Origin of the sequence: Enterobacter hormaechei subsp. hoffmannii (assembly GCF_001729745.1) — a bacterium.
GTDB lineage: Bacteria > Pseudomonadota > Gammaproteobacteria > Enterobacterales > Enterobacteriaceae > Enterobacter > Enterobacter intestinihominis.
In genome coordinates this window covers 776734-801003 of sequence record NZ_CP017186.1, presented here as the reverse complement: position 1 = coordinate 801003, position 24270 = coordinate 776734, and the positions used below count along the sequence as shown (strand labels likewise).

22 protein-coding genes are annotated in these 24270 nt (G+C 52.2%); 14 read left to right on the top strand and 8 right to left on the bottom strand.

Annotation, left to right across the window (positions count from 1 at the left end; all coding sequences use genetic code 11):
• Window positions 1–25: 25 nt before the first annotated feature.
• From panD to BFV65_RS22810, 8 genes are all read left to right on the top strand, one after another.
• Window positions 26–406: an aspartate 1-decarboxylase gene (panD, locus tag BFV65_RS03720; RefSeq protein ID WP_022647084.1), complete on the top strand. Its 381-nt coding sequence runs from the start codon at window positions 26–28 to the stop codon at window positions 404–406.
• Between the two features lie 324 nt (window positions 407–730).
• The gene (locus BFV65_RS03715) at window positions 731–1342 is read left to right on the top strand and encodes a fimbrial protein (protein WP_023299349.1); all 612 of its coding nucleotides are present in this window, start codon (window positions 731–733) and stop codon (window positions 1340–1342) included.
• An 85-nt stretch (window positions 1343–1427) separates the two neighbouring features.
• A complete protein-coding gene (locus BFV65_RS03710; protein WP_069596246.1) occupies window positions 1428–2171 on the top strand; it encodes a fimbrial chaperone in 744 nt (247 codons plus the stop codon).
• A gap of 81 nt (window positions 2172–2252) precedes the next feature.
• On the top strand, window positions 2253–4847 hold the full coding sequence (locus BFV65_RS03705; RefSeq protein ID WP_069596245.1) for an outer membrane usher protein: 2595 nt from the start codon (window positions 2253–2255) through the stop codon (window positions 4845–4847).
• Window positions 4848–4885: 38 nt separating this feature from the next.
• Window positions 4886–5455, top strand: a complete 570-nt coding sequence (locus tag BFV65_RS03700; RefSeq protein ID WP_032671560.1) for a fimbrial protein — start codon at window positions 4886–4888, stop codon at window positions 5453–5455.
• A gap of 26 nt (window positions 5456–5481) precedes the next feature.
• Window positions 5482–6045 (top strand): fimbrial protein, encoded by a 564-nt coding sequence (locus tag BFV65_RS03695; protein WP_023299346.1) that lies wholly within the window; start codon window positions 5482–5484, stop codon window positions 6043–6045.
• A 14-nt stretch (window positions 6046–6059) separates the two neighbouring features.
• Entirely contained in the window at window positions 6060–6662 is a 603-nt protein-coding gene (locus tag BFV65_RS03690; RefSeq protein ID WP_069596244.1) for a fimbrial-like protein, read from the top strand.
• A gap of 20 nt (window positions 6663–6682) precedes the next feature.
• Complete coding sequence (locus BFV65_RS22810) at window positions 6683–7768, top strand: fimbrial protein (protein WP_050483641.1); 1086 nt, start codon at window positions 6683–6685, stop codon at window positions 7766–7768.
• Between the two features lie 3 nt (window positions 7769–7771).
• Here the strand turns inward: BFV65_RS22810 and BFV65_RS03680 are convergent, their stop codons facing one another.
• From BFV65_RS03680 to BFV65_RS03665, 4 genes are all read right to left on the bottom strand, one after another.
• The gene (locus BFV65_RS03680; protein WP_032670914.1) at window positions 7772–9019 is read right to left on the bottom strand and encodes a polysaccharide deacetylase family protein; all 1248 of its coding nucleotides are present in this window, start codon (window positions 9017–9019) and stop codon (window positions 7772–7774) included.
• 63 nt (window positions 9020–9082) lie between these two features.
• Complete coding sequence (locus BFV65_RS03675; RefSeq protein WP_022647075.1) at window positions 9083–9523, bottom strand: PTS sugar transporter subunit IIA; 441 nt, start codon at window positions 9521–9523, stop codon at window positions 9083–9085.
• Between the two features lie 105 nt (window positions 9524–9628).
• The gene (locus BFV65_RS03670) at window positions 9629–10399 is read right to left on the bottom strand and encodes an ABC transporter permease (protein ID WP_022647074.1); all 771 of its coding nucleotides are present in this window, start codon (window positions 10397–10399) and stop codon (window positions 9629–9631) included.
• Window positions 10396–11322, bottom strand: a complete 927-nt coding sequence (locus BFV65_RS03665) for an ABC transporter ATP-binding protein (RefSeq protein WP_003856300.1) — start codon at window positions 11320–11322, stop codon at window positions 10396–10398. Before BFV65_RS03665 ends, BFV65_RS03670 begins: the two co-directional genes overlap by 4 nt.
• 107 nt (window positions 11323–11429) lie before the next feature.
• Between BFV65_RS03665 and can the strand changes: the two genes are divergently transcribed.
• Complete coding sequence (gene can, locus BFV65_RS03660; protein WP_003856301.1) at window positions 11430–12092, top strand: carbonate dehydratase; 663 nt, start codon at window positions 11430–11432, stop codon at window positions 12090–12092.
• A 64-nt stretch (window positions 12093–12156) separates the two neighbouring features.
• On the opposite strand, the gene hpt is transcribed toward can, so the two are convergent.
• Window positions 12157–12693, bottom strand: a complete 537-nt coding sequence (gene hpt, locus BFV65_RS03655) for a hypoxanthine phosphoribosyltransferase (RefSeq protein ID WP_003856303.1) — start codon at window positions 12691–12693, stop codon at window positions 12157–12159.
• 206 nt (window positions 12694–12899) lie between these two features.
• Between hpt and BFV65_RS03650 the strand changes: the two genes are divergently transcribed.
• Complete coding sequence (locus tag BFV65_RS03650; protein ID WP_069596243.1) at window positions 12900–15290, top strand: glucose/quinate/shikimate family membrane-bound PQQ-dependent dehydrogenase; 2391 nt, start codon at window positions 12900–12902, stop codon at window positions 15288–15290.
• 86 nt (window positions 15291–15376) lie between these two features.
• On the opposite strand, the gene cueO is transcribed toward BFV65_RS03650, so the two are convergent.
• Window positions 15377–16936 (bottom strand): multicopper oxidase CueO, encoded by a 1560-nt coding sequence (cueO, locus tag BFV65_RS03645; protein WP_069596242.1) that lies wholly within the window; start codon window positions 16934–16936, stop codon window positions 15377–15379.
• Window positions 16937–17081: 145 nt separating this feature from the next.
• On the opposite strand from cueO, the gene BFV65_RS03640 reads away from it, so the two are divergent.
• The 3 genes from BFV65_RS03640 to speD all read left to right on the top strand — a co-directional run bounded on the left by BFV65_RS03640 (window position 17082) and on the right by speD (window position 19195).
• Window positions 17082–17429 carry a YacC family pilotin-like protein gene (locus BFV65_RS03640; RefSeq protein WP_003856306.1) on the top strand — a complete coding sequence of 116 codons (348 nt, stop codon included), beginning with the start codon at window positions 17082–17084 and terminating at the stop codon, window positions 17427–17429.
• Window positions 17430–17530: 101 nt separating this feature from the next.
• Entirely contained in the window at window positions 17531–18400 is an 870-nt protein-coding gene (gene speE, locus BFV65_RS03635; RefSeq protein ID WP_022647071.1) for a polyamine aminopropyltransferase, read from the top strand.
• Complete coding sequence (gene speD, locus BFV65_RS03630) at window positions 18401–19195, top strand: adenosylmethionine decarboxylase (RefSeq protein WP_022647070.1); 795 nt, start codon at window positions 18401–18403, stop codon at window positions 19193–19195. It begins immediately after the preceding gene.
• A gap of 31 nt (window positions 19196–19226) precedes the next feature.
• Here the strand turns inward: speD and yacL are convergent, their stop codons facing one another.
• On the bottom strand, window positions 19227–19589 hold the full coding sequence (yacL, locus tag BFV65_RS03625; RefSeq protein ID WP_022647069.1) for a protein YacL: 363 nt from the start codon (window positions 19587–19589) through the stop codon (window positions 19227–19229).
• A gap of 177 nt (window positions 19590–19766) precedes the next feature.
• The gene (acnB, locus tag BFV65_RS03620) at window positions 19767–22364 is read right to left on the bottom strand and encodes a bifunctional aconitate hydratase 2/2-methylisocitrate dehydratase (protein WP_063849763.1); all 2598 of its coding nucleotides are present in this window, start codon (window positions 22362–22364) and stop codon (window positions 19767–19769) included.
• A gap of 387 nt (window positions 22365–22751) precedes the next feature.
• Here acnB and BFV65_RS03615 point away from each other — a divergent pair, with 387 nt between their 5' ends.
• A complete protein-coding gene (locus tag BFV65_RS03615) occupies window positions 22752–24269 on the top strand; it encodes a DUF3300 domain-containing protein (protein WP_069596241.1) in 1518 nt (505 codons plus the stop codon).
• Window position 24270 lies beyond the last annotated feature (1 nt).

Here is a 24270-nt window from a genome sequence, read left to right as displayed (position 1 = left end):
TACCCGGAAGTGAAAGGTAAACGTAATGATTCGCAAAATGCTACAAGGTAAGCTTCACCGTGTGAAAGTCACCCAGGCCGACCTGCACTATGAAGGCTCCTGCGCGATCGACCAGGATTTTCTCGACGCGGCGGGTATTCTCGAAAACGAAGCTATTGATATCTGGAACGTTAATAACGGCAAACGCTTTTCAACGTACGCGATTGCCGCTGAACGCGGGTCTAAAATCATCTCCGTTAATGGGGCAGCGGCGCACTGCGCGGACGTGGGTGATATCGTCATTATTGCCAGCTTTGTGATGATGTCTGACGAAGAGGCACGTCGCTGGCAGCCAAAAGTGGCATACTTTGAAGGCGATAATGAAATGAAACGTATTGCGAAGGCAATTCCGGTTCAGGTTGCCTAAGCCAATAGTACTGTTATAAATTACCCGACAAATAGGTTGGGTAATTTATACATAATTAAAATGAATAGCGTTCTTTTTATATATTTTTATTAATATATTCAAGTCACCCTGCCGAACACCTGCTCATCAAAATGATGAACAATTATTATCATTCACTATTAAATAATCATATTGACTTAAAGATCGTTTAAGTATTTCTAACGCCTAACGGCTTCTCACAACCATTACTCATCACTTAGAATCCTTTTCCCGAAGCATCTGTTCGGAACGAACATAAGCCTTGCTTATGTTCACTTTTCTAGCATTTAAATATGGATATAAAAAATGTCTTTTAATAAATTAGGTCTGGCAACTGTAGTAGCAATGGTTCTGAGTGCGGGTTCTGCAATGGCAGCTGATATTCCTTCAGATACAGGCACTATTACTTTCCACGGTATGGTTTCTAATAACACCTGTAAAGTATCCCTGGATCAGAAGATTGACCAGGATGGTAATGATTTTGACGTTAACCTGGATACCGTGTTTGTAAAAGACTTCGCTAATGCGCTGGGTACCACCAGCACCCTGGGAGAAAAGAAATTCTCCCTCACCCTGACAGGTTGTGATTCTGCTACCGTCAACCAGGCATCTGCTCAGTTTGATTCCTGGGCGGGTTCTTCTTCAACTTCCGGCGGTCTGCTGGTTCCACCATCAAATACTCAAGGCGCCGCTAAAAACGTCAATCTGGTACTGTCAAACGATGGCAACTCCGCTACCGATCAGATCAAACTGGATCAGACCAACAATACCCAGAAAGCAACGATTGATACCACAGGCGCAGGCGCACTTTACTACCGTGTAGCGTATACCCAGGGTCAGAACTGGGATGCGGCCAACAACCCAGTGTCAGCTGGTGTGGTTCAGGCACAAGCTGCATTCACCATGATCTACGAGTAATTTTAAGCGCATAAATAAAATGCTCATATTTTCCCCTGACGTACGTCAGGGGACTATTGATATCATTCCAACAGGAAGTGGAAAAATGTTAAGCACATCATTTTATAAAGGATTTAAAGCTGCCTGCTTTACAGCTGCTGCTGTCGCGTCATTCCAGGCAAGCGCAGATATCGTTATTTCGGGAACACGTATTGTTTATCAGCAGTCGCAAAAAGATGTCATCGTTTCTTTAGACAACCGTGGCAAAAAGCCACTATTAGTTCAATCATGGCTCGATGACGGTCGCGATGACACCAATCCACAGGAATTAAAACTACCGTTTATTATTACTCCACCAGTATCCCGAATTGATCCGCAAAAAGGTCAATCCGTTCGGATCTCGTACCTGGGTGGTTCATTGCCGCAAGATCGCGAATCCCTATTCTGGTTCAATGTGCTCGAGATTCCACCGAAGTCAAAAGTGAAAGACGGTGAAAATCCTAACCAGCTCCAGCTGGCATTCCGCACACGTATTAAACTCTTTTTCCGACCTGACGGCCTGAAAGGTACGCCAGGAGATGCAGCAGCCAAAGTAACGTGGTCACAACAAAAACAAGGTAATACGCTAAACCTGATCGCACACAATGATTCCCCTTACAACGTTTCTATTTCAAATGTAAAGCTGAAATCAGCAAATAAAGAGTACCAGGTTGAGCATAAATCTATTTTACCGTTTAGTACTCAAATTATGCAGGTAAAAGGTTTAGGTAGTACTGCCACCGGCACTGTTGCTTACGAAACCATTAATGACAATGGCGGCTCTGATACTTTTGAAACCAAAGTAAATTAATAACCGCACCACCGCCACATTATAAATATAACACGTATGAATGATTCATAGCATTCATACGACGACTTGTCTGGATGAAGCATGCTATTTCAACGATCAATTTTATGTCTCGCAATCTGTGCAGCATTTCCTCTGCATGCCAGCGAGACTGAAAAAAAAGCTGTAGACACCTCATCCGAAACAGAATCGGCCATTGAATTTAATGACCAGTTCCTTATCGATAATGGTGGAGGTATCAATGTCGATCGTTATGCTTATGGCAACCCAGTTCTGCCAGGTACTTACCGTGTAAAAGTGAATTTGAATGGCAATTCAAAATCCACGGTCGAGATGACATTCATTGATAACAAAACGCCACGTGCCTCAGCATGTCTGACTAAACTCACGCTGACACAGGCAGGCGTTGATACCAGCATATTAGGCGATGATGTCAAAAACGACGAAACGTCTTGCGTAGATATCAAAAAATATTATCCCGGTGCTTCTGAAAATTTTGATAGTAGCAAGCAGGAAATGGATCTTAATTTCCCGCAAATCTACGTGCTTAAGCTTCCAGCAGGGTATGTCGATCCTTCATTATGGGATAATGGTGTTCCGGCCGGATTACTCTCATACGATCTTAATACCTGGCACAGCGAGTCAAACGGCACCAATTCAGATACCGCTTATGCGGGCTTGCATTATGGCCTGAACGTGGGGCCGTGGCGTTTACGTTCTCGCGGCAGTCTGAACTGGGACAGCGATAATGGCACACATTATTCCAGCCAGGATATCTACCTCCAGCGAGACATCACACCACTTAACGCACAGATGGTAATGGGTGATTCCTACACACGCGGTGATGTCTTTGACTCGGTGAGCCTGCGTGGTGCGCGTATGTATAACGATGACCGCATGCTCCCGGAAGGCACCTCTGGCTACGCGCCAGTAATTCGTGGTGTGGCAAACAGTAACGCCAAGGTTAGCGTAACGCAAAGCGGCAATAAAATTTATGAAACCACCGTTCCACCCGGTGCTTTCGAGATCAATGACCTCAGTACAACAGGCTATGGCAATGATTTGATTGTCACTGTAGAGGAAGCCGATGGAAGTAAACGGACGTTTACCATTCCGTTCTCCTCAGTTACACAAATGCTCCGCCCAGGCTCCAGCCGCTGGGATGTGGGTTTAGGTGAGCTGAATGATGATTCATTGCACGATAAGCCAAACGTTGGCTACGCAACTTACGCGTATGGTCTGAATAATACCTTTACCGGTTACGTGGGTGCGCAATATACGGATATGGATTTCTACGCCGGCCTGCTTGGTCTGGCTATGAATACCCGTATTGGTGCATTCGCATTAGATGTTACCGGGTCCTATGCCGATATCGACGGGCTGGACACGCTTAAAGGGCAAAGTTATCGGCTGACCTACAGCAAAATGCTTGAAGCTACTAACACATCTCTTAACGTGGCAGCTTATCGCTTCTCTACAGAAGATTATCTCAGCCTTAACGATGCCGCCTCATTGCAGGACAGTATTCATCACGAGGAATATGGCAATCGATCTTATGACAGCAATGCCGAGCTTTATGCTGATTATCAGCGTACCAAAAACCAGATACAGGTCAGCCTGAATCAGCCATTGAATGTTAACGGTGATGAATACGGCTCACTCTATATTAGCGGCACCTGGCAGGATTACTGGAATGACTCTAGCTCCACTTCCGACTACAGCGTGGGTTACAACAATAGTTTTGCTTACGGTAGCTATAGCGTTTCTGTGCAACGCACGTACAACGAAACAGGGGAAAAGGATGACAGCGTTTATTTAAACGTCAGTATTCCATTCAGCATATTCAATAAAGATAGCGCGCAGTCAGGCGGATTTAATAACGTCAACATGAGCCTGCGCACTGATTTAAAAGGCGGTACCAGTTTTAACTCTACGGCAAGCGGCAACTCCAAAAACAGTGAAGTGAGCTATTCCGTAAGCGCCTCATCAAGCGGGGGCAACTACGGCAACCTGAACCAGGTCAGTGGCTATAGCTCATGGAACAGTCCTTACGGGCCGCTCGGTGTCTCAGCGTCCTTTGGCGATGACAATAGTAAACAGTATTCCGCGAGTTATAACGGCGGAATGGTTGTCCACTCGGGTGGCGTTGTATTTACATCCGGCAGTATCGGCGAAACGGATTCACTTGCACTGGTAAAAGCAAGTGGCGCAACGGGTGCTCGGCTGGGTTACGGCCAAAGCCGCATTAACAGTTCCGGGTACGGGATTATGCCGTATATGTCAGCCTACAGAGAAAACCGAGTATCGCTCGATATCAGCACTCTCGAAGCAGACGTTGAAATCAAAAATACCAGCGCAGTTGCCGTACCTCGCAATGGCTCCGTTGTATTAGTGAATTTTGAAACGGATGAAGGTCGTTCGCTTGTTCTGGAATTACAACGATCTGATAACGGCTTTATTCCGCTAGGTGCAGACGTTCTGAATGAGAAAAACGAATCTATCGGAACGGTAGGCCAGGCAGGACAAGCTTATGTACGCGGTGTGGAAGACAAAGGCGCTCTCCGGGTGGTATGGGGAAGCGATGGATCCAGCTCTTGCACGGTGCATTATCAGATTCCTGAAAATGCGAAGAAAGCAGGCTTAACCACGATTCTGAGTAATCAACAGTGCCAAATGTAATGATATTAAAACAGGGAATCACACCCATGGGAAATAATATGAAGAAAAATCATTGCGGTTATTCATTAATCGCATTAGCAATGTTAGCGATGTCAGGTTCTGCTGCGGCAGCCGATCTCAATGTTAACTTCACTGCCAATATCCGCGAAACCACCTGCGATATGAAACTGGTCGGCGGTACGGGTTCAGATACGCAGCAAACGCTGACTATCGGTAATAACGGTCAGGTACGTTTAGATGATGTCAAAGCCGGAACGGCAAATGCCAATTTCAAAATCGTGCTCGTTGAATGCCCGGCATCACTGACCTCATTGAAAACCAAAGTATCGGGAACAAGATCTGGATATTTATACTCAGGCCTTGTTAACCAAATACAAAAAATCGACGGAGGTGCAGACTTCTCTGCTGTTGAGATTGCCAGAGCCAGCGCACCGGATGCCCCGTTTATCATTAACTCTGAGGACGATAACGAGCGCCTGGTCTGGAGTCCAACAGAAATCCAGAATAAGGAAGTTGCTCTGGTGGCCACCTTACGTGAAACACAGGAAAACAGGATGACCATAGGTGATTTTCAGGCCGTGGCGACCTTTGAATTTATCTACGAGTGATTAGTGCAGGAAAACGGAGCAACATTATGAAATTCAATTCTACTTTTATCGCCCTGTCCGTTTCTGCTCTTCTGTTCTCGGGAATGGCAAGCGCAGCTATTACAGGCACCCCTAGTGTCGAATTAACGATTAAATCAAAAATTGTATCAGGCACATGTACCGCAAAAGTACTTAACGATGCAGGCACAGCCTCCACTGAAATTGCGTTCGGCGACGTATACAAATCCGATCTGGTGAACAAAACCCGAGTCGAGCCGCTCAAGATTAGTTTCACCAACTGTTCTGGAGTAACCAAGGCAACGGTGTCCGCTGCGAAAGGCGCTGGTGGTGAATGCAGTGGCGTCAACAAGACGGGTGATTCTTACTCTGGCGGCTTAGCAACGGGCTTTGAGATCTGGTCGGGTGTTGTCGATACTGGCGAGCTTATGAGCTGTAACACGCCTCCGGCTGCTAAGGATGTCACCATTACTGATGGTACCGGTGAATTCCCGATGAATTCCCGTATCGTTATCGGGCAAGGCCAAACCATTGCTGATGTTGGCGCGGGGGCGGTTACTGCGCCAGTCACGTTTACTATCGCTTATCCATAAGACCAGGAACCAGTATGCAACAATCACCGTTCACTTTATACCAGCCCGGTCTTGTGTTGCTTATGGGCTTGGCTGGTGGCATCTTGCCTGGCGTAAGCCAGGCAAGCTCAGGATTAGACGTAAATATTACCGCTAACATTGTTAATAGCACCTGTAAGATGACCGTGGAAAATGACGGCGAAATTTATCTCCCCAATGCGATGCGCAGTTGGTTTTATAACCCGGATGGTAGCGATCGTTTTACTGCAACCGATGATGCAGGCGGTACGCCTTTTAAGATCCATGTAGATGATTGCTATGGAGACAGCGGTACGGCTAAAAAGCTGAGTTTTAGCTTTTCGCCGCAGTCGGGTTTCTGGCCAGGACAAAATCAGGTTTTCAAAAGTGATGATACCGCCGCAGGCGCGGCAAAAAATGTCGGCGTCGTCGTTTTCTCAGAAAAATATAAAAAGAATGTTTTAAACAACGACGGCACGTCAAAAATCACTTTTGACGTAAGCGGTCAGGATACTGCATTTTTAACGGATTATCAGTTCTATGCCCGATATCAAAATATTGGCGTAGTGGCTGGTGGTGTCGTTACCAGTAAAGTATTGGTTGACGTCACTTACGAATAATAATCAGAACAGGAAAAAGGATGAGAATGTTCAACTTTATAAGACAGGGTTTCAACGTGAAAGGCACAATGGCGTTTGCCATGGCGAGCGCGTTATTAACCCTCAGCCACTCCTGCTGGGCAGATGAGTGCCGCATGAATAATGGAAAAGGCGGCACAACCACGCTGATCAATTCTGACTACTCAGGTGGCACCGTACGTCTTCCCCCTCCGGGTAATTATGCCAGTACTCTTTTTAACGTTAACCTGACACCAGGCATTCAGGCCGAATGTGGTATGGGGGACGATGGTTTTAACCTCGTGTCACAAACAAACCCGACCTTGCTGATGGGGAGCAGTTATGGCAGGGCTATGTTTGAAACAAATATTCCGGGGATTTATTATTCCGTAAGGGTGCACACCGCAGAAAGCGATGGAGGCATGGGTGGTTACTTCGCTATGAATACTACTGGCTGGACTACCGTTGCATCCTCAGGTAAGTCTGACCCCTGGGATAGAAAATGGATAAACACCTCAGTTCAAATTTATATTGATGAAGGTTACAGAGGCAACCCGAACAAAGAAACCGCAATCAGACCCAAACCCGGCACTCTGGGTAAAATGGCTATTGGTAATCCAGATGATACTAACAACCGACCATGGACATTTGTGGTCAACGAGGACTCATTCCAGATCCCGATCGTTCTTCCAACCTGCGACATGGCCATGCTATCGGATGGTACTAATAATGTTAACCTGGGAGAATATTATGTTTCAGACATTAAAAACAATCGGGTTAAGGATATCCCTTTTTCCATTAGCTTAAGCAATTGTACCGGTGTGGCAAATATCACAACCAAACTCACCACCTCAAAGCTAACCGGAAAAAATAATGATCTTCTTGGTAATACGCTTTCGTCCGGAGCTGAGGGCGCAGGCGTGAAAATCATGTATAACGGAACCTCTCAACTTCTGCCGAATAATCCTGACTCATCCTATGTCATAACGGATTACCAAACCCCTGAATCCAAGCAAATTAATTATGTTGCTCAACTGGTAGCAAACGGAAACACAGTGAAACCGGGGTCGTTTAAAGCCACCGGCGTATTCACCCTTTCATACGACTAACCGCTATCCCTGCGGCTGATTACTGATCAGCCGCGACATCGTCTCCAGTGAATCCGTTCTTAAGATATACAAACGCTTCAACAGGAACGGATTATCCCCCGGCTTCACCTTCCCTTTCATCGTCGTCACTGCCAGATGAAAACCAGCGTCATTCGCTGCCTTTATCGCTTTATTGTCATAGCCGCCAAACGGATAAGACACATACAACACGCGCGGGTTGAACTGCGCCAGTGCACGACGTGAGCGTTCAAAATCAAACAGGATCACGTGATAGCTACGGCTCAACAGGATGGGGTGTTTATAGCCATCCACGCGATGCAGGAAATGAGTGTGAGACTGAATGTCGAACACATCCTGGATGCCCTTAATTTCCTGAACGCTCATAAACTGCAGCGATTTTGGATCCCACTTCTGCGGATGGCCTTTGATTCGGGATGAAATAATAAACGCCGTCGCGTTGAAGCCATACTCTTTTAGCACCGGATACGCATAGCGGCTCACCGATTTAAGGCCATCATCAAAAGTGATCACCACCGCTTTCGCGGGCAGGTTCATCTTGTTACGTACGTACCCTTCAAGCTGGTACATCGTCAGCGTGGTATAGCCCTGATCGCGTAACCAGGCCATCTGATTATTAAACGCACGTACGCTGGTCGTCGTGGAGGTATGTCGAAAACGGGTGTTCTCTTCATCACGCAAAATATGATGGTAGGTCAGAACCGGTAGCCCGTTATCTTCCTGCGCATCCAGGCTGCTTACCCATGCCAGACGATTACCGATACGGATCTGGAACCAGGTCTGGTTCAGGCGGTCTTTCAGCTTATTCAGAATCGGATAGCGAAGATTAGCGCTTAAGGTGCCAAAGGGCGCGCTTCCGCTGCTGGGGGCGTTATACACCGGCGTGTCTTTCCAGGTAATGAGGTTTTGATTACTGAGCGGCTTGTTCAAGTCACCCAGGCTATCCTCAACGCGTTGTTTGCCCTGAACTTTTTCAAGGTGGTCTTTATCAATAAACCCCGTACCGAATCCGAAACGAAATTCATAGTAATCCGCCGCGGCCGGAAAGACAGCGAGGATCTGCCCGGCGCGGACATTCCCCACATTCACAACGGCATTTCCCACCTGCGCCCAGATGGCCGCATCTTCGGTGGTTTGCATATACTGAGCAGGAAGGCCTTGCTGGCTGGTCAGGCTGGCAGACGCACCACCGGAAACCACGAGCAGAAGGATAAAGATAACGCGCTTGAGCATGGAATATAAATCGACACAGAAAATCAGCCGCCATTGTAACAAAAGCGGCATCAATACCAATGTTTAATGCTTATACAGATCGTGAAGCAGAACAAAAGGCGGGTTCTTCTGCTGCTGGTGCCACAAGCTGCTCACGCCCGGCGAGCCCTGCGCCACAATGGCGTGACGAAACTCAGCGCTGCTCAACGTTGCGCGCAGCGGATACATCGCTTCGAGTAAAGGCAGGCTGATACCGGAGATTACTTCACAGTTATCGTGCTTATGGCTCATTAGGGCAGCCGCACGGTATGGCGCCGCGCCGGATCTGTCAGTGAGAAAAATCACGCCATCGCCGGTGTCGGTTTCATGCAGCGCGTCACACATCATCCGGCTGAGCATATTGGTGCTCAGCCCTCGCCAGTAATTTACCGCACGACATTGCGCCAGGGGGCCAAATCGGGCCTCCAGCTTAAGCAGCATTTCCTGTGCCTCTTCATCGTGGCAGGTGATCACCCATCCCAGCATAACGTCTCTCCTTAGCAGGCGAGTAGTTTATCCAGGTGAAGGTTAGTTTACGGTGATAACTGTCAAAGAAAGTGCCCGGCAAACAGAACGTCGCCGGGCAGAAGGTTAGCTACGCAGCCCGCGTCCGCGCTGGATCAGATACCAGCACAGCAGATAGAATGCCACGATAAACACCACCAGCACCACAACGGTGGTGAACAGCGGGACATCGGCAATGCCGAGGAAGCCAAAGCGGAAGCCGCTGATCATGTAGACAATCGGGTTCAGGTGCGACAGCGCCTGCCAGAACGGCGGCAGCAGCGTCAGGGAGTAAAACACCCCGCCCAGATAGGTCAGCGGCGTCAGCACGAAGGTCGGGATCAGGCTGATGTCATCAAACGTTTTAGCAAACACCGCGTTCAGCAGCCCGGCGAGGGAGAACAGGATCGCCGTCAGCAATAATGTGAGCGCCACGAACAGCCACGAATGCACCTGGAACGGGACGAAGAACAACGAAATCGCCGTCACCAGAATCCCCACGCACAGCCCGCGCGCTACGCCGCCGCCCACGTAACCGGCGATGATCACATGCGTTGGCACCGGGGCCACCAGCAGCTCTTCAATGTTGCGCTGGAACTTGGCGCTAAAGAACGACGACGCTACGTTCGCGTAAGCGTTGGTGATCACCGCCATCATGATCAGGCCCGGCACGATAAACTGCATATAGGTAAAACCGTGCATCTCACCAATGCGGGAGCCAATCAGGTTACCGAAAATGATGAAGTAGAGCGTCATGGTGATCACCGGCGGCACCAGGGTTTGCACCCAGATACGCATAAAGCGGTTAATCTCTTTTGCCCAGATGCTTTTCAGCGCGACCCAGTAAAGATGCGTCATGCCTTGTCTCCTTGTTTGTCGTGCACCAGAGAGACAAACAGCTCTTCCAGTCGGTTTGCTTTGTTACGCATGCTTAATACCTGAATGCCCTGCGCACTCAACTGTGAGAACACGCTGTTGATACCCTGCTCGCGCAGCACTTCTACCTCCAGCGTCGAGGTATCAACCAGGCGATAGTTGTAGCCCTCCAGTTTCGGCAGCGCGCTTTTCGCCGCCAGATCGAGGATAAAGGTCTCTGATTTGAGCTTGGAGAGCAGATTCTTCATCGAGGTGTTTTCCACCAGCTCACCGTGCTGAATGATGCCGATATTGCGGCACAGCATTTCCGCCTCTTCCAGATAGTGCGTGGTCAGAATGATGGTGGTGCCTTTATCGTTCAGATCTTTCAGGAAGCCCCACATGGAACGACGCAGTTCAATATCCACGCCAGCAGTCGGCTCATCAAGGATAAGCAGCTTTGGCTCGTGCATCAGCGCGCGGGCAATCATCAGGCGGCGCTTCATCCCCCCGGACAACATCCGCGCGCGTTCGTTACGCTTCTCCCACAGGTCGAGCTGTTTCAGATACTTTTCGCTGCGCTCAAGCGCCTCTTTGCGCTCAACGCCATAGTAACCCGCCTGGTTAACAACAATCTGCTGTACCGTCTCAAACGGGTTGAAGTTGAACTCCTGCGGCACCAGCCCCAGCTGACGCTTGGCGTTGACCACATCTTTTTGCAGATCGTAGCCAAACACGCTGACGCGGCCGGAGGTTTTGTTGACCAGCGAGCTGATGATCCCGATGGTGGTGGATTTCCCCGCCCCGTTCGGCCCCAGAAGCGCGTAGAAATCTCCCGCTTCGACTTTAAGATCTATCCCGCGCAGCGCCTGAACGCCCCCCGGGTAGGTTTTTTTGAGCTGTTCAAGCTCCAGTGCAATCGCCATGAATTCAACTTACCTTAAGTTCTGACACACGTTGTGTGGTTTCATTAAAAGTCGGGTTACCCTATAGTAGCGCAACGCAATCACTTGGTTACAGGTCGCTAACCTCCATGAACGACATAGATACACTCATCAGCAACAATGCACTATGGTCAAAAATGCTGGTGGAGGAAGACCCCGGATTTTTTGGAAAACTCGCGCAAGCGCAGAACCCGCGCTTTCTCTGGATTGGATGTTCTGACAGCCGTGTCCCCGCCGAACGTCTGACGGGTCTTGAACCTGGCGAACTGTTTGTTCACCGCAATGTGGCTAACCTGGTTATTCATACCGATCTCAACTGCCTTTCGGTTGTGCAGTACGCCGTTGACGTTCTTGAGGTTGAGCACATCATTATTTGTGGCCACTACGGCTGCGGCGGCGTGCAGGCGGCGGTCGAAAACACAGAGCTGGGGTTAATCGATAACTGGCTGCTGCACATTCGTGATATCTGGTTCAAACATAGCTCACTGCTGGGCGAAATGCCGCAGGAGCGCCGTCTCGACACCCTGTGTGAGCTGAACGTAATGGAGCAGGTCTATAACCTGGGCCACTCGACGATTATGCAGTCTGCCTGGAAACGCGGGCAGAAGGTCTCCATCCACGGCTGGGCGTACGGTATTCACGACGGTCTGCTGCGCAATCTGGAAGTGACCGCCACCAACCGCGAAACGCTGGAACAGCGTTACCGCTCGGGAATTGCCAACCTCAAGCTTAAGCATGTGAACCATAAATAACAAAGCCGGGGGTTTTCACCCTCTCCCTGTGGGAGAGGGCTGGGGTGAGGGCATCAGCCCGCAATTATTCGTCCAGAATCACTACTTTCCCAACATACGGCAGATGGCGATAACGCTGCGCGTAATCAATGCCGTAACCCACCACGAATTCGTCCGGGATGGAGAAACCAACGAACTCCACCGGCACCTGCACTTCACGGCGCTCAGGCTTATCCAGCAGGGTACAAATCGCCAGTGATTTTGGTTCACGCAGGCTCAGGATCTCACGCACTTTAGAGAGCGTGTTGCCGGAGTCGATGATGTCCTCAACAATCAACACATCTTTGCCACGAATATCTTCATCCAGATCTTTCAGGATTTTCACATCACGGGTTGTGGACATGCCGCTGCCGTAACTGGAGGCGGTCATAAAATCGACCTCGTGCGGCACCTGCACTTCACGGCACAGGTCTGCCATGAACATGAAAGAACCACGCAACAGACCGACCAGCACCATTTCGCTGCCGCTGTCCTTGTAATGTTCGGTGATTTGACGACCCAGTTCGGCGATACGCGCTTTGATCTCGGCTTCCGGGATCATCACTTCAACAGTATGTTTCATATTACTAACCAAATGATTTTAGTGAAAATCTCTCAATGCGGATGACTCTCGCTCCGGCATCGATACGCAAGCCAGCCATTATACCAGTAAATGGATTGCCCTGGCGTATGAGTTATAAAAAGCAATATTTGTGATTCCGATCACAGTTGTTAATACCTATAATTAATTGCTAGCAAATAATTAACAAAACTGACGAGTACTTTTCTATGGCTGAAACAAAAACTAAACAGCCGCGTCTACTGGTGACATTAACAGCCGCGTTTGCCGCATTCTGCGCGCTGTATTTGTTAATCGGTGGCGTATGGCTGGTCGCGATTGGCGGCTCCTGGTACTACCCGATTGCGGGTCTGGTTATGGTTGGCGTAACCGTCCTGCTTTTACGCAGAAAACAATCTGCTCTGTGGCTGTACGCAGCGTTACTGCTCGCAACCATGATCTGGGGCGTCTGGGAGGTCGGGTTCGACTTCTGGGCGTTGACGCCGCGCAGCGACATTCTGGTCTTCTTCGGTATCTGGCTGATCCTGCCGTTTGTCTGGCGTCGTCTGATCGTCCCTTCCAGTGGTGCTGTAGCCGGTCTGATCGTTGCCCTGCTGATTAGTGGCGGCATCCTGACCTGGGCCGGATTCAACGACCCGCAGGAGATCCACGGTACGCTGAACACTGAATCCACGCCGGCTGCGGCTATCTCGCAGGTGGCTGACGGCGACTGGCCAGCCTATGGTCGTAATCAGGAAGGTCAACGTTACTCCCCGCTGAAGCAGATCAACGCGGACAACGTGAAAAACCTGAAGGAAGCCTGGGTATTCCGTACCGGCGACCTGAAAATGCCAAACGATCCGGGTGAGCTGACCAACGAAGTGACCCCGATTAAAGTGGGCAACATGCTCTACCTGTGTACGGCGCACCAGCGTCTGTTCGCGCTCGACGCGGCCACCGGTAAAGAGAAATGGCACTTTGATCCACAGCTGAACTCCAACCCGTCGTTCCAGCACATCACCTGCCGCGGCGTCTCTTACCACGAAGCGCGCGCTGATAATGCCAGCCCGGAAGTCATTGCCGACTGTCCTCGCCGCATTATGCTGCCGGTGAACGATGGCCGCCTGTTTGCCATCAACGCTGAGACCGGTAAGCTGTGCGAAACCTTCGCTAACAAAGGCATTCTGAATCTTCAGACCAACATGCCGGACACTACGCCGGGTCTGTATGAGCCGACCTCCCCGCCAATCATTACCGATAAAACCATCGTGATTGCCGGTTCGGTAACGGATAACTTCTCTACCCGCGAAACCTCCGGCGTTATCCGTGGTTTCGACGTAAACACCGGTAAACTGCTGTGGGCCTTCGACCCGGGCGCGAAAGATCCCAACGCGATCCCATCGGATGAACACACCTTTACCTTTAACTCACCGAACTCCTGGGCACCGGCAGCGTATGACGCGAAGCTGGACCTGGTTTACCTGCCGATGGGCGTGACCACGCCGGATATCTGGGGTGGTAACCGTACGCCGGAGCAGGAACGTTACGCCAGCTCCATCGTGGCGCTGAACGCAACGACCGGTAAACTGGCATGGAGCTACCAGACCGTTCACCACGATCTGTGGGATATGGATATGCCGTCCCAGCCGACGCTGGCGGACATTACCGTTAACGGTAAAACCGTTCCGGTGATTTACGCCCCGGCCAAAACCGGCAACATCTTCGTGCTGGATCGCAGCAACGGTAAGCTGGTTGTTCCTGCGCCGGAAAAACCGGTTCCGCAGGGTGCGGCCAAAGGCGACTACGTCACCAAAACGCAGCCGTTCTCTGATCTGAGTTTCCGTCCGGAGAAAGACCTCAGCGGTGCAGACATGTGGGGTGCCACGATGTTTGACCAGCTGGTATGCCGCGTGATGTTCCACCAGCTGCGCTATGAAGGCATCTTCACGCCGCCGTCAGAGCAGGGCACGCTGGTCTTCCCGGGTAACCTGGGAATGTTCGAGTGGGGTGGGATCTCCGTTGACCCTAACCGTCAGGTCGCCATCGCTAACCCAATGGCGCTGCCGTTCGTTTCCCGTCTGATCCCTCGTGGTCCGGGTAACCCAATGGAGCAGCCGACAGATGCGAAAGGCAGCGGTACCGAAGCCGGTATCCAGCCGCAGTATGGCGTTCCTTATGGTGTGACCCTGAATCCGTTCCTTTCTCCGTTCGGTCTGCCGTGTAAACAGCCTGCCTGGGGTTACATCTCCGGTCTGGATCTGAAGACCAACAAGATCGTCTGGAAGAAACGTATTGGTACGCCACAGGACAGCATGCCGTTCCCGATGCCTGTTCCAGTGCCGTTCAATATGGGTATGCCAATGCTGGGTGGCCCAATCTCCACCGCCGGTAACGTGCTGTTCATCGCGGCAACCGCAGATAACTACCTGCGCGCCTACAACATGACCAACGGTGAAAAACTGTGGCAAGGCCGTCTGCCAGCCGGTGGACAGGCAACGCCGATGACCTATGAAGTGAATGGCAAACAGTACGTTGTCATCTCCGCAGGTGGTCACGGTTCGTTTGGCACGAAGATGGGCGACTATATTGTCGCGTATGCACTGCCTGACGACGCTAAGTAATGAAAAAGCCCGGTGGCGCTAACGCATACCGGGCTTTCGGGTGTCCTATGTAGGCCGGGTAAGGCGAAGCCGCCACCCGGCTTTTTTTATACGGTAAAGCCCAGCATCATCCCCGTATCTTCATGCTCCAGCAGATGGCAGTGGGCCATATAGGCAAACTCTTTCGGCGCTTCGTGGTCGAACTTCACCAGCACCTCGCTGACACCGCCTTCCACCCTCACCGTATCTTTCCAGCCCCGGCGATGCGCGTCCGGCGCTTTACCGTTCTCAGAGAGAATACGGAACTGCGTGCCGTGGATATGGAACGGGTGCAGCATCATGTCGCCTTCGCCTGAAATTACCCAGCGTTCAAACTGCCCTTTCGTGGCGGCGAACATGGGCGTGTTCATATCGAACGCTTTGCCGTTGATGCGGTTGGCGTTGTGGAAATCGAAACCATGGCCGCCGTGACCCATGCCGCCAATTTTACCGTGGTCCATATTCATATGGCCCATCATCTGGCCGTGGTGCATTCCCGCCATGGCCTGATTGCCGTACTTCTTCATCAGCGCCTGCATGCCCATCATGTCGAGCATCGGGTCCATGGAGAGCTGAAGTTTACGCTGCGTAAGCCCGTCCAGCGACGGGAGTGCGGGTAGCGTGGTGAGGGCGTCCGGCAGCGTACCGGAAGCGGCGATCTGTAGCGGCTGAATGCGCAGGACCGGATGGGGTTTATCAAACGGCGCAACGGCCATCCCCATCTGGCTGACCGGCAGGGTCACCAGGTCAAACGCTTTGCCATCGCTGATATCCACCAGCACCTCGAAGCGCTCGCCCATCAGCATCGGCAGCTCGCTCACCTTCACCGGTTCCGGCAGCAGGCCGCCTTCGCTTGCCACCACATACAGCGGGCGTTTATCGCTGGTGGCGAAGTTCAGCGAGCGGGCGTTACAGCCATTTAGCAGGCGTAAACGCAGCCAGCCTTTTGGCGCGGCATGCTGCGGGTAGATTGCGCCGTTGGTCAGCAGCGTATCGCCAAACCAGCCTACCGCCGCGCTCATTACGTCCAGCTGATAGTCAATTTGCCCGTCAGCGCTGAATTTTTTGTCCTGCACAATCACCGGGACATCGTCGATACCCCACTGTTTTGGCAGGCGCAGCAGGCGGCTTTCATCGTCTTCAATCAGCACCAGACCGGCCAGCCCCATCGCCACCTGATGGCCCGTTTTGCCATGCTGATGCGGGTGGAACCAGCAGGTCGCCGCACGCTGGTCAGGAGTAAAGGTGACGCTGCGTTTACCACCAGGCCTGATGACGCCCTGAGGCCCCCCATCCACTTCGCCCGGGACTTCCAGCCCATGCCAGTGCAGCGTGGTCTCTTGCGCTAGTGTGTTATGAATGTCTACCGTCACCGCCTTCCCTTTGCGTAACTGCAACGCAGGGCCGAGCAAATTGCCGTTATAACCCCACGTCGTGGCGGCGTGCTGACCGAACGTGGTTTTACCGGCCTGCACCACAAGCTGAATGCGGCTGCGGGCATCTGCGGCGAGTAATTCAGGTATGGGTAAAGCAGGTCTGTCGGCGGCAAAAACGGCGCGGCTCCAGAGCGGTAACGCGCTGGCAACCCCCAGCGCGGCAGAAAATTTTAAAAAATCACGACGTTGCATGTGCATTTCCTTATTTCCAGCAGGCGATCTTTTGAGCATAAACCCTCCCCTTACCGGAAGGTCAAGCACGGCGGCAATAATAAAGATCGTCGGCCTGGCATCAAGTATGCTAACGTTAATTTTCCGTGATGCAGTGGTAAAGGCAATGAAGACGTTTTTCAGAACAATTTTGTTCGCCAGCCTGATGGCGATGTGTGCGAACAGTTACGCGCTAAGTGAAAACGAAGCGGAAGATATGGCCGATCTGACGGCAGTTTTTGTTTTTCTGAAAAACGATTGTGGTTACCAGAATTTACCCAATGGGCAAATTCGTCGCGCACTGGTCTTTTTTGCCCAGCAGAACCAATGGGACCTCAGCAACTACGACAGCTTCGACATGAAGGCGCTCGGTGAAGACAGCTACCGTGATTTAAGCGGTATTGGCATTCCCACTGCTAAAAAATGCAAAGCGCTGGCTCGCGATTCACTCAGCCTGCTCGCCTACGTGAAGTAACCTTCCCGACGCCCCTTGTTGACCCGCTAACCGCTTCACGGCGGTGTTGTGTTGCGCCCATCTGCCGGATGTAATGGATGTTAACGAAGGAGGTGCTCCCCATGACCGAAAAAACGGTATGGCAAGAAACGCTGCATGACCAGTTTGGTCAGTATTTTGCCGTGGATAACGTGCTCTATCATGAGAAAACCGATCATCAGGATCTGATAATCTTCGAAAACGCCGCCTTTGGCCGCGTGATGGCGCTGGACGGCGTGGTGCAAACCACCGAGCGCGACGAGTTTATCTATCACGAAATGATGACCCACGTCCCGCTGCTGGCCCACGGCCACGCGAAGGACGTGCTGATTATCGGCGGCGGCGACGGCGCGATGCTGCGTGAAGTCTCTCGCCATCAGAATGTCGAAACCATCACCATGGTGGAAATCGACGCCGGTGTGGTGTCGTTCTGCCGCCAGTATCTGCCCAACCATAATGCTGGCAGCTATGACGATCCGCGGTTTAATCTGGTTATCGACGATGGCGTCAATTTTGTTAACCAGACCACGCAAACGTTTGATGTCATTATCTCTGACTGTACCGACCCTATCGGCCCCGGCGCGTCGCTGTTTACCTCGTCGTTTTACGAAGGCTGCAAGCGCTGCCTGAAGCCTGGCGGGATTTTTGTGGCGCAAAACGGCGTTTGCTTCCTGCAACAGGATGAAGCGCTTGATAGCCACCGTAAGCTGAGCACCTATTTTGCTGACGTCAGCTTCTACCAGGCGGCGATCCCCACTTACTACGGCGGGATCATGACCTTTGCCTGGGCGACGGATAACGACGTCCTGCGCCATCTCTCCACCGAAATTATCCAGGCCCGCTTCCACCAGGCCGGACTCAAATGCCGATACTACAACCCGGCGATCCACACCGCAGCCTTTGCGTTGCCTCAATATCTGCAAGACGCGCTGTCCTCAAAGGAGGTGAACTAATTGAAAAAGCTTAAACTGCATGGCTTTAACAATCTGACCAAAAGCCTGAGTTTTTGTATTTACGATATCTGCTACGCCAAAACAGCAGAAGAGCGCGATGGTTATATCGCCTATATCGATGAACTCTACAACGCCAACCGTCTGACCGAGATCCTGACAGAGACCTGCTCGATTATCGGCGCCAACATCCTGAATATCGCGCGCCAGGATTACGAGCCGCAGGGAGCAAGCGTCACCATTCTGGTCAGTGAAGAGCCGGTTGACCCGCAGCTTATCGACAAAACCGAGCACCCCGGCCCACTGCCAGAAGTGGTTGTCGCCCACCTGGATAAAAGCCATATCTGCGTGCACACCTACCCGGAAAGCCACCCGGAAGGCGGACTGTGTACCTTCCGCGCGGATATCGAGGTGTCGACCTGCGGCGTGATTTCACCGCTGAATGCGTTGAATTATTTAATCCACCAGCTGGAATCCGATATCGTCACTATTGATTATCGCGTACGCGGTTTTACCCGTGATATCAACGGCATGAAGCACTTCATCGATCATGAGATCAACTCCATTCAGAACTTCATGTCCGACGACATGAAGTCGTTATACGACATGATGGATGTGAACGTCTATCAGGAAAATATCTTCCACACCAAAATGTTACTTAAGGAATTCGACCTTAAGCACTACATGTTCCACACGAAGCCGGAAGATTTAAGCGAAGAAGAGCGTAAGGTCATTACCGACCTGCTCTGGAAAGAGATGCGCGAAATTTACTACGGCCGTAACATTCCGACCGTGTAATCGTGGCCCGAAGCAGGGACGCTTCGGGGAGTTACTTCTGTTTCATAAAGTCGCGGTAGGCGTTCACCACTTTCAGGAAATCTTCCACACCGCACAGCGACAGGCTCTCTTCGTCGTAGTAGCTCATCCCCTCTTCCATCTCATCACCCGAGAACTCAAGCTGGTTGGCACGCACCATCACCTCTTCGCCATCCATCCACAGGGTGTATTCGTGCCCGGCGCGTTGCCAGGAGCGTTCACTGCCTTTCACCGTTTCCGCTGCCTGTTCGACTTCATCCAGCAGCGCGAGGTTCTCTTTCACCTCTTCGTTAAACCAGTGTCCAACGGCTTCGTGCCCCATCGACATTCGCACTTTCACCACGCCGGTGATGTCGCGCAAAAATTCGTAATCCATAGCGTTTTCCTCTGCAAAGCCATTAGGGTAATTATCGCAGCAGAGAGGAAGAAAAAAAGCGGGAGAGGTGGGAGGAATGAAAATAAAAAAAAATACCCCTCACCCTGGCCCTCTCCCAAAGGGAGAGGGAATAAAATCCCCCTCGCCCCTTTGGGGTGAGGGGTGAGGGGTTGGTTTTTATACTGCCGTCTGGAAGATCACCCCGTCAGCCTTCTCGGTATACTGAGAGAGCTGGTCGAAGTTCAGATAGCGATAGGTGTCCACCGCCGTCTTATCTACCTGAGCCACAAAGGTCTGGTACTCTTCCGGCGTTGGCAGTTTGCCAATCAGCGCCGCAACCGCTGCCAGCTCCGCAGAAGCCAGGTAAACGTTCGCCCCGGTACCCAAACGGTTCGGGAAGTTACGGGTGGAGGTGGAGACCACCGTCGCACCGTCGGCCACGCGCGCCTGGTTGCCCATGCACAGGGAGCAGCCCGGAATTTCAATACGCGCCCCGCTCTTACCGAACACGCTGTAGTAGCCCTCTTCGGTCAGCTGCGCCGCATCCATACGGGTTGGCGGCGCCACCCACAGACGGGTCGGCAGCTGGCCTTTGTGAGTATCCAGCAGCTTACCGGCAGCACGGAAGTGGCCGATGTTGGTCATACAAGAGCCGATGAACACTTCGTCGATCTTATCGCCCTGTACGTCAGAGAGCAGACGCGCATCGTCCGGATCGTTTGGCGCACACAGGATTGGCTCTTTGATATCCGCCAGATCGATGTCGATCACCGCCGCGTACTCTGCGTCAGCGTCAGCTTCCAGCAGCTGCGGATCCGCCAGCCATTTTTCCATGCCCTGAATACGACGCTCCAGCGTACGGCGGTCGCCGTAGCCTTCCGCAATCATCCACTTCAGCAGCACGATGTTGGAGGTCAGATACTCAATAATCGGCTCTTTGTTCAGCTTGATGGTACAGCCCGCCGCAGAACGCTCGGCAGAGGCATCGGTCAGCTCGAACGCCTGCTCAACTTTCAGATCCGGCAGACCTTCAATTTCCAGAATGCGGCCAGAGAAGATGTTTTTCTTGCCCTTCTTCTCAACGGTCAGCAGACCCTGTTTGATGGCATACAGCGGGATTGCGTGCACCAGATCGCGCAGAGTGATGCCCGGCTGCATTTTGCCTTTGAAGCGCACCAGCACGGATTCAGGCATGTCGAGAGGCATCACGCCGGTCGCTGCGGCAAACGCCACCAGACCGGAGCCCGCAGGGAAGGAGATACCAATCGGGAAACGGGTATGGGAGTCACCGCCGGTACCCACGGTATCCGGCAGCAGCATGCGGTTCAGCCAGGAGTGGATAACGCCGTCGCCCGGACGCAGGGAGACACCGCCACGGTTCATAATGAAGTCAGGCAGCGTGTGGTGCGTAGTGACGTCAACCGGCTTCGGATATGCCGCAGTGTGGCAGAAGGACTGCATCACCAGATCGGAAGAGAAGCCCAGGCACGCCAGGTCTTTCAGTTCATCACGGGTCATTGGACCGGTGGTGTCCTGAGAGCCCACGGAGGTCATTTTTGGCTCGCAGTACGCGCCAGGACGGATACCAGCGACGCCGCAGGCGCGACCGACCATTTTCTGTGCCAGTGAGAAGCCGCGATTGCTTTCCGCCACGTCTTTCGCCTGACGGAACACGTCACTGTGCGGCAGACCCAGCGCTTCACGCGCTTTGGTGGTCAGGCCACGGCCAATGATCAGCGGAATACGGCCACCGGCACGCACTTCGTCGATCAGCACGTCGGTTTTCAGCTCGAAGCTTGCCAACAGTTCGTTGGTTTCGTGGTTGCGCACTTCGCCTTTATACGGGTAAACGTCAATCACGTCGCCCATGTTCAGGTTGCTCACGTCCACTTCAATTGGCAGAGCGCCCGCATCTTCCATGGTGTTGAAGAAGATCGGTGCAATTTTGCCGCCGAGGCACAGGCCGCCGCCGCGCTTGTTCGGCACGTGCGGAATATCGTCGCCCATGAACCACAGCACGGAGTTGGTCGCAGATTTACGGGAAGAACCGGTACCCACAACGTCACCGACGTAGGCCAGCGGGAAACCTTTTTGTTGCAGCGCTTCGATCTGTTTGATCGGGCCCACTACGCCCGGCTGATCCGGCTCGATGCCTTCACGGGCGTTTTTCAGCATCGCCAGAGCGTGCAGGGGAATATCAGGACGAGACCACGCGTCCGGAGCCGGAGAGAGGTCATCGGTGTTGGTTTCACCGGTAACCTTAAAGACGGTCACGGTAATTTTTTCAGCAAGCGCAGGACGGTTCAGGAACCATTCGGCATCGGCCCAGGACTGCATCACCTGCTTCGCGTAAACGTTGCCTGCTTTGGCTTTTTCTTCTACATCGTAGAAGTTATCGAACATCAGCAGCGTTGAAGAGAGCGCTTTGGCAGCAATCGGTGCCAGCTTTTCGTTGTCCAGCGCGTCAATCAGCGGATGAATGTTATAGCCGCCCTGCATGGTGCCGAGCAGTTCAATGGCTTTTTCAGGAGTAACCAGTGGGGAGGTGGCTTCGCCTTTGGCGATAGCAGCAAGGAATCCGGCTTTTACGTAGGCAGCTTCATCTACGCCAGGCGGTACGCGGTTGATCAGCAGATCTAACAGGAATTCTTCTTCGCCCTCAGGCGGGTTCTTCAGCAGCTCGACGAGCGCGGCCATTTGGGTTGCATCTAAAGGTTTGGGTACAATTCCCTCGGCGGCACGTTCTGCTACGTGCTTACGGTATTCTTCTAGCACGACGGTTCTCCTCGCTCTCATTGTCATATGCGGCGGGCGTTCTCTTCACGCTCCTGTGAGACAGCAGTTTGTAGGGTAAATGCCCGATACCGCGTCGGGCAGCATAGCAGGATTTCTGCACAGTGTTAATCTGTTTACAAAAAAGCAACATTAAATTATTTGCTGAATCGTTAAGCATGGTGTAGCGGGGAGACGAGGCGAATCTTGTCCTCTTTCCCGTCGCCTTTTCAGCTATCCGATATAATTGTGTAATAAATACTCACACTCTTTATCCGGACGCTCAGGTTGGTTTCCCAACAATAGTCAAAACTGTAAAACACGAGTGAATGATACTCGCGGCAACAGCAACGCCTCACGGCACTGCACTCGTCTCGTTGGAGTCAATCTATGAAGTTGCCTTTTAAGCCACATCTTCTTGTTCTGCTTTGCAGTGCGGGGTTGTTTGCCGCCTCGGGTGTCATGTACGTTAAAAGCCGTGCAACGGAGCCTGCTACGCCTGCTCCGGTTACACAACAACCTGGCGCACCGGTAGCCCAGCCTGCGCCCGTCGCTGCCCCGGTCTACACTGCGGCGCAAATCGACCAATGGGTTGCCCCTGTCGCGCTTTACCCGGATGCCCTGCTGTCGCAAATCTTGATGGCGTCGACTTACCCGTCAAATGTTATTCAGGCCGCGCAGTGGTCGAAAGACAATCCTAAAATGCAGGGTGATGCCGCCCTTCAGGCGGTAGCCACCCAGCCGTGGGATCCCAGCGTAAAATCCCTGGTTGCGTTTCCTCAGCTGATGTCGTTGATGGGCGAAAATCCGCCATGGGTACAAAATCTGGGAGACGCTTTCCTTGCACAGCCGAAAGATGTGATGGATTCCGTACAGCGGCTGCGCCTGCTGGCCCAACAAACGGGTGCGCTGCAATCCACACCGCAGCAGACGGTCACCACCGTCACGAAACCTGCATCGACAAAAACCACGACAACCGCAACGCCTACCAGCCCAACGGTGATCAAGATTGAATCCGCCGATCCGCAGGTGGTGTATGCTCCCACGTATAACCCGAATACGGTTTATGGTAGCTGGCCTAACACCGCTTACCCGCCGGTCTATCTTCCGCCCTCACCCGGCGAGCAATTCACTGACAGTCTGGTTAAAGGATTAGGTTTTAGCCTCGGGGTCGCTACAACCTACGCCATTTTCAGCAATATTGACTGGGATGACGACGACTGGGATCACCATCATCACGATGATGACTGGGACAATCACGGCGGTTATAACCGCAACGGTGATAACAACATCAATATCAACGTGGATAATTTCAACAGAATCAGCGGGCAGCACCTGAACGGTAATAACCACACCTGGCAGCACAATCCTGCCTATCGTGAAGGCGTGCCTTACCCGAATAACCAGCTGGCTAACCGCTTCCACTCTACACAGACAGCCACCGGGCTAAGCGCGACGCAGCAAAAACCAGTCAATCGCGACAGCCAGCGCCAGGCCGCTCTCAGCCAGATGGAAAAATCAACGGGTAAAACCCTCCCACACTCAGTACATACAGCCACGCGGGATGCTCAACGTCTGGCCTCAACGCAACAGTTGAAGCAGATCTCGCAGCGAAATAACTATCGTGGATATGACACCAGGCCGCAGGCCGTAAAACGGACGAGCACGCCGCAGCGTGTACATCATCAGACTGACATGCACAGACAGGAGAAGCGGGTTTCACAGACGGTACTGCAGCCAGCCAGGCTGCATCGGGCCAATGCCCTGAGCGGCAACGACAGCCGCTCCGCGAACTGGCAAGCCCAGCAGCAGCGCGGGGCGCAAAGCCGGCAGCTCGCTACTCGTCAACATCAGCCGCGCCAGCTCACTGGTGAACGCGCTGAACGCCATGAATTCCGTCATCGTTAAG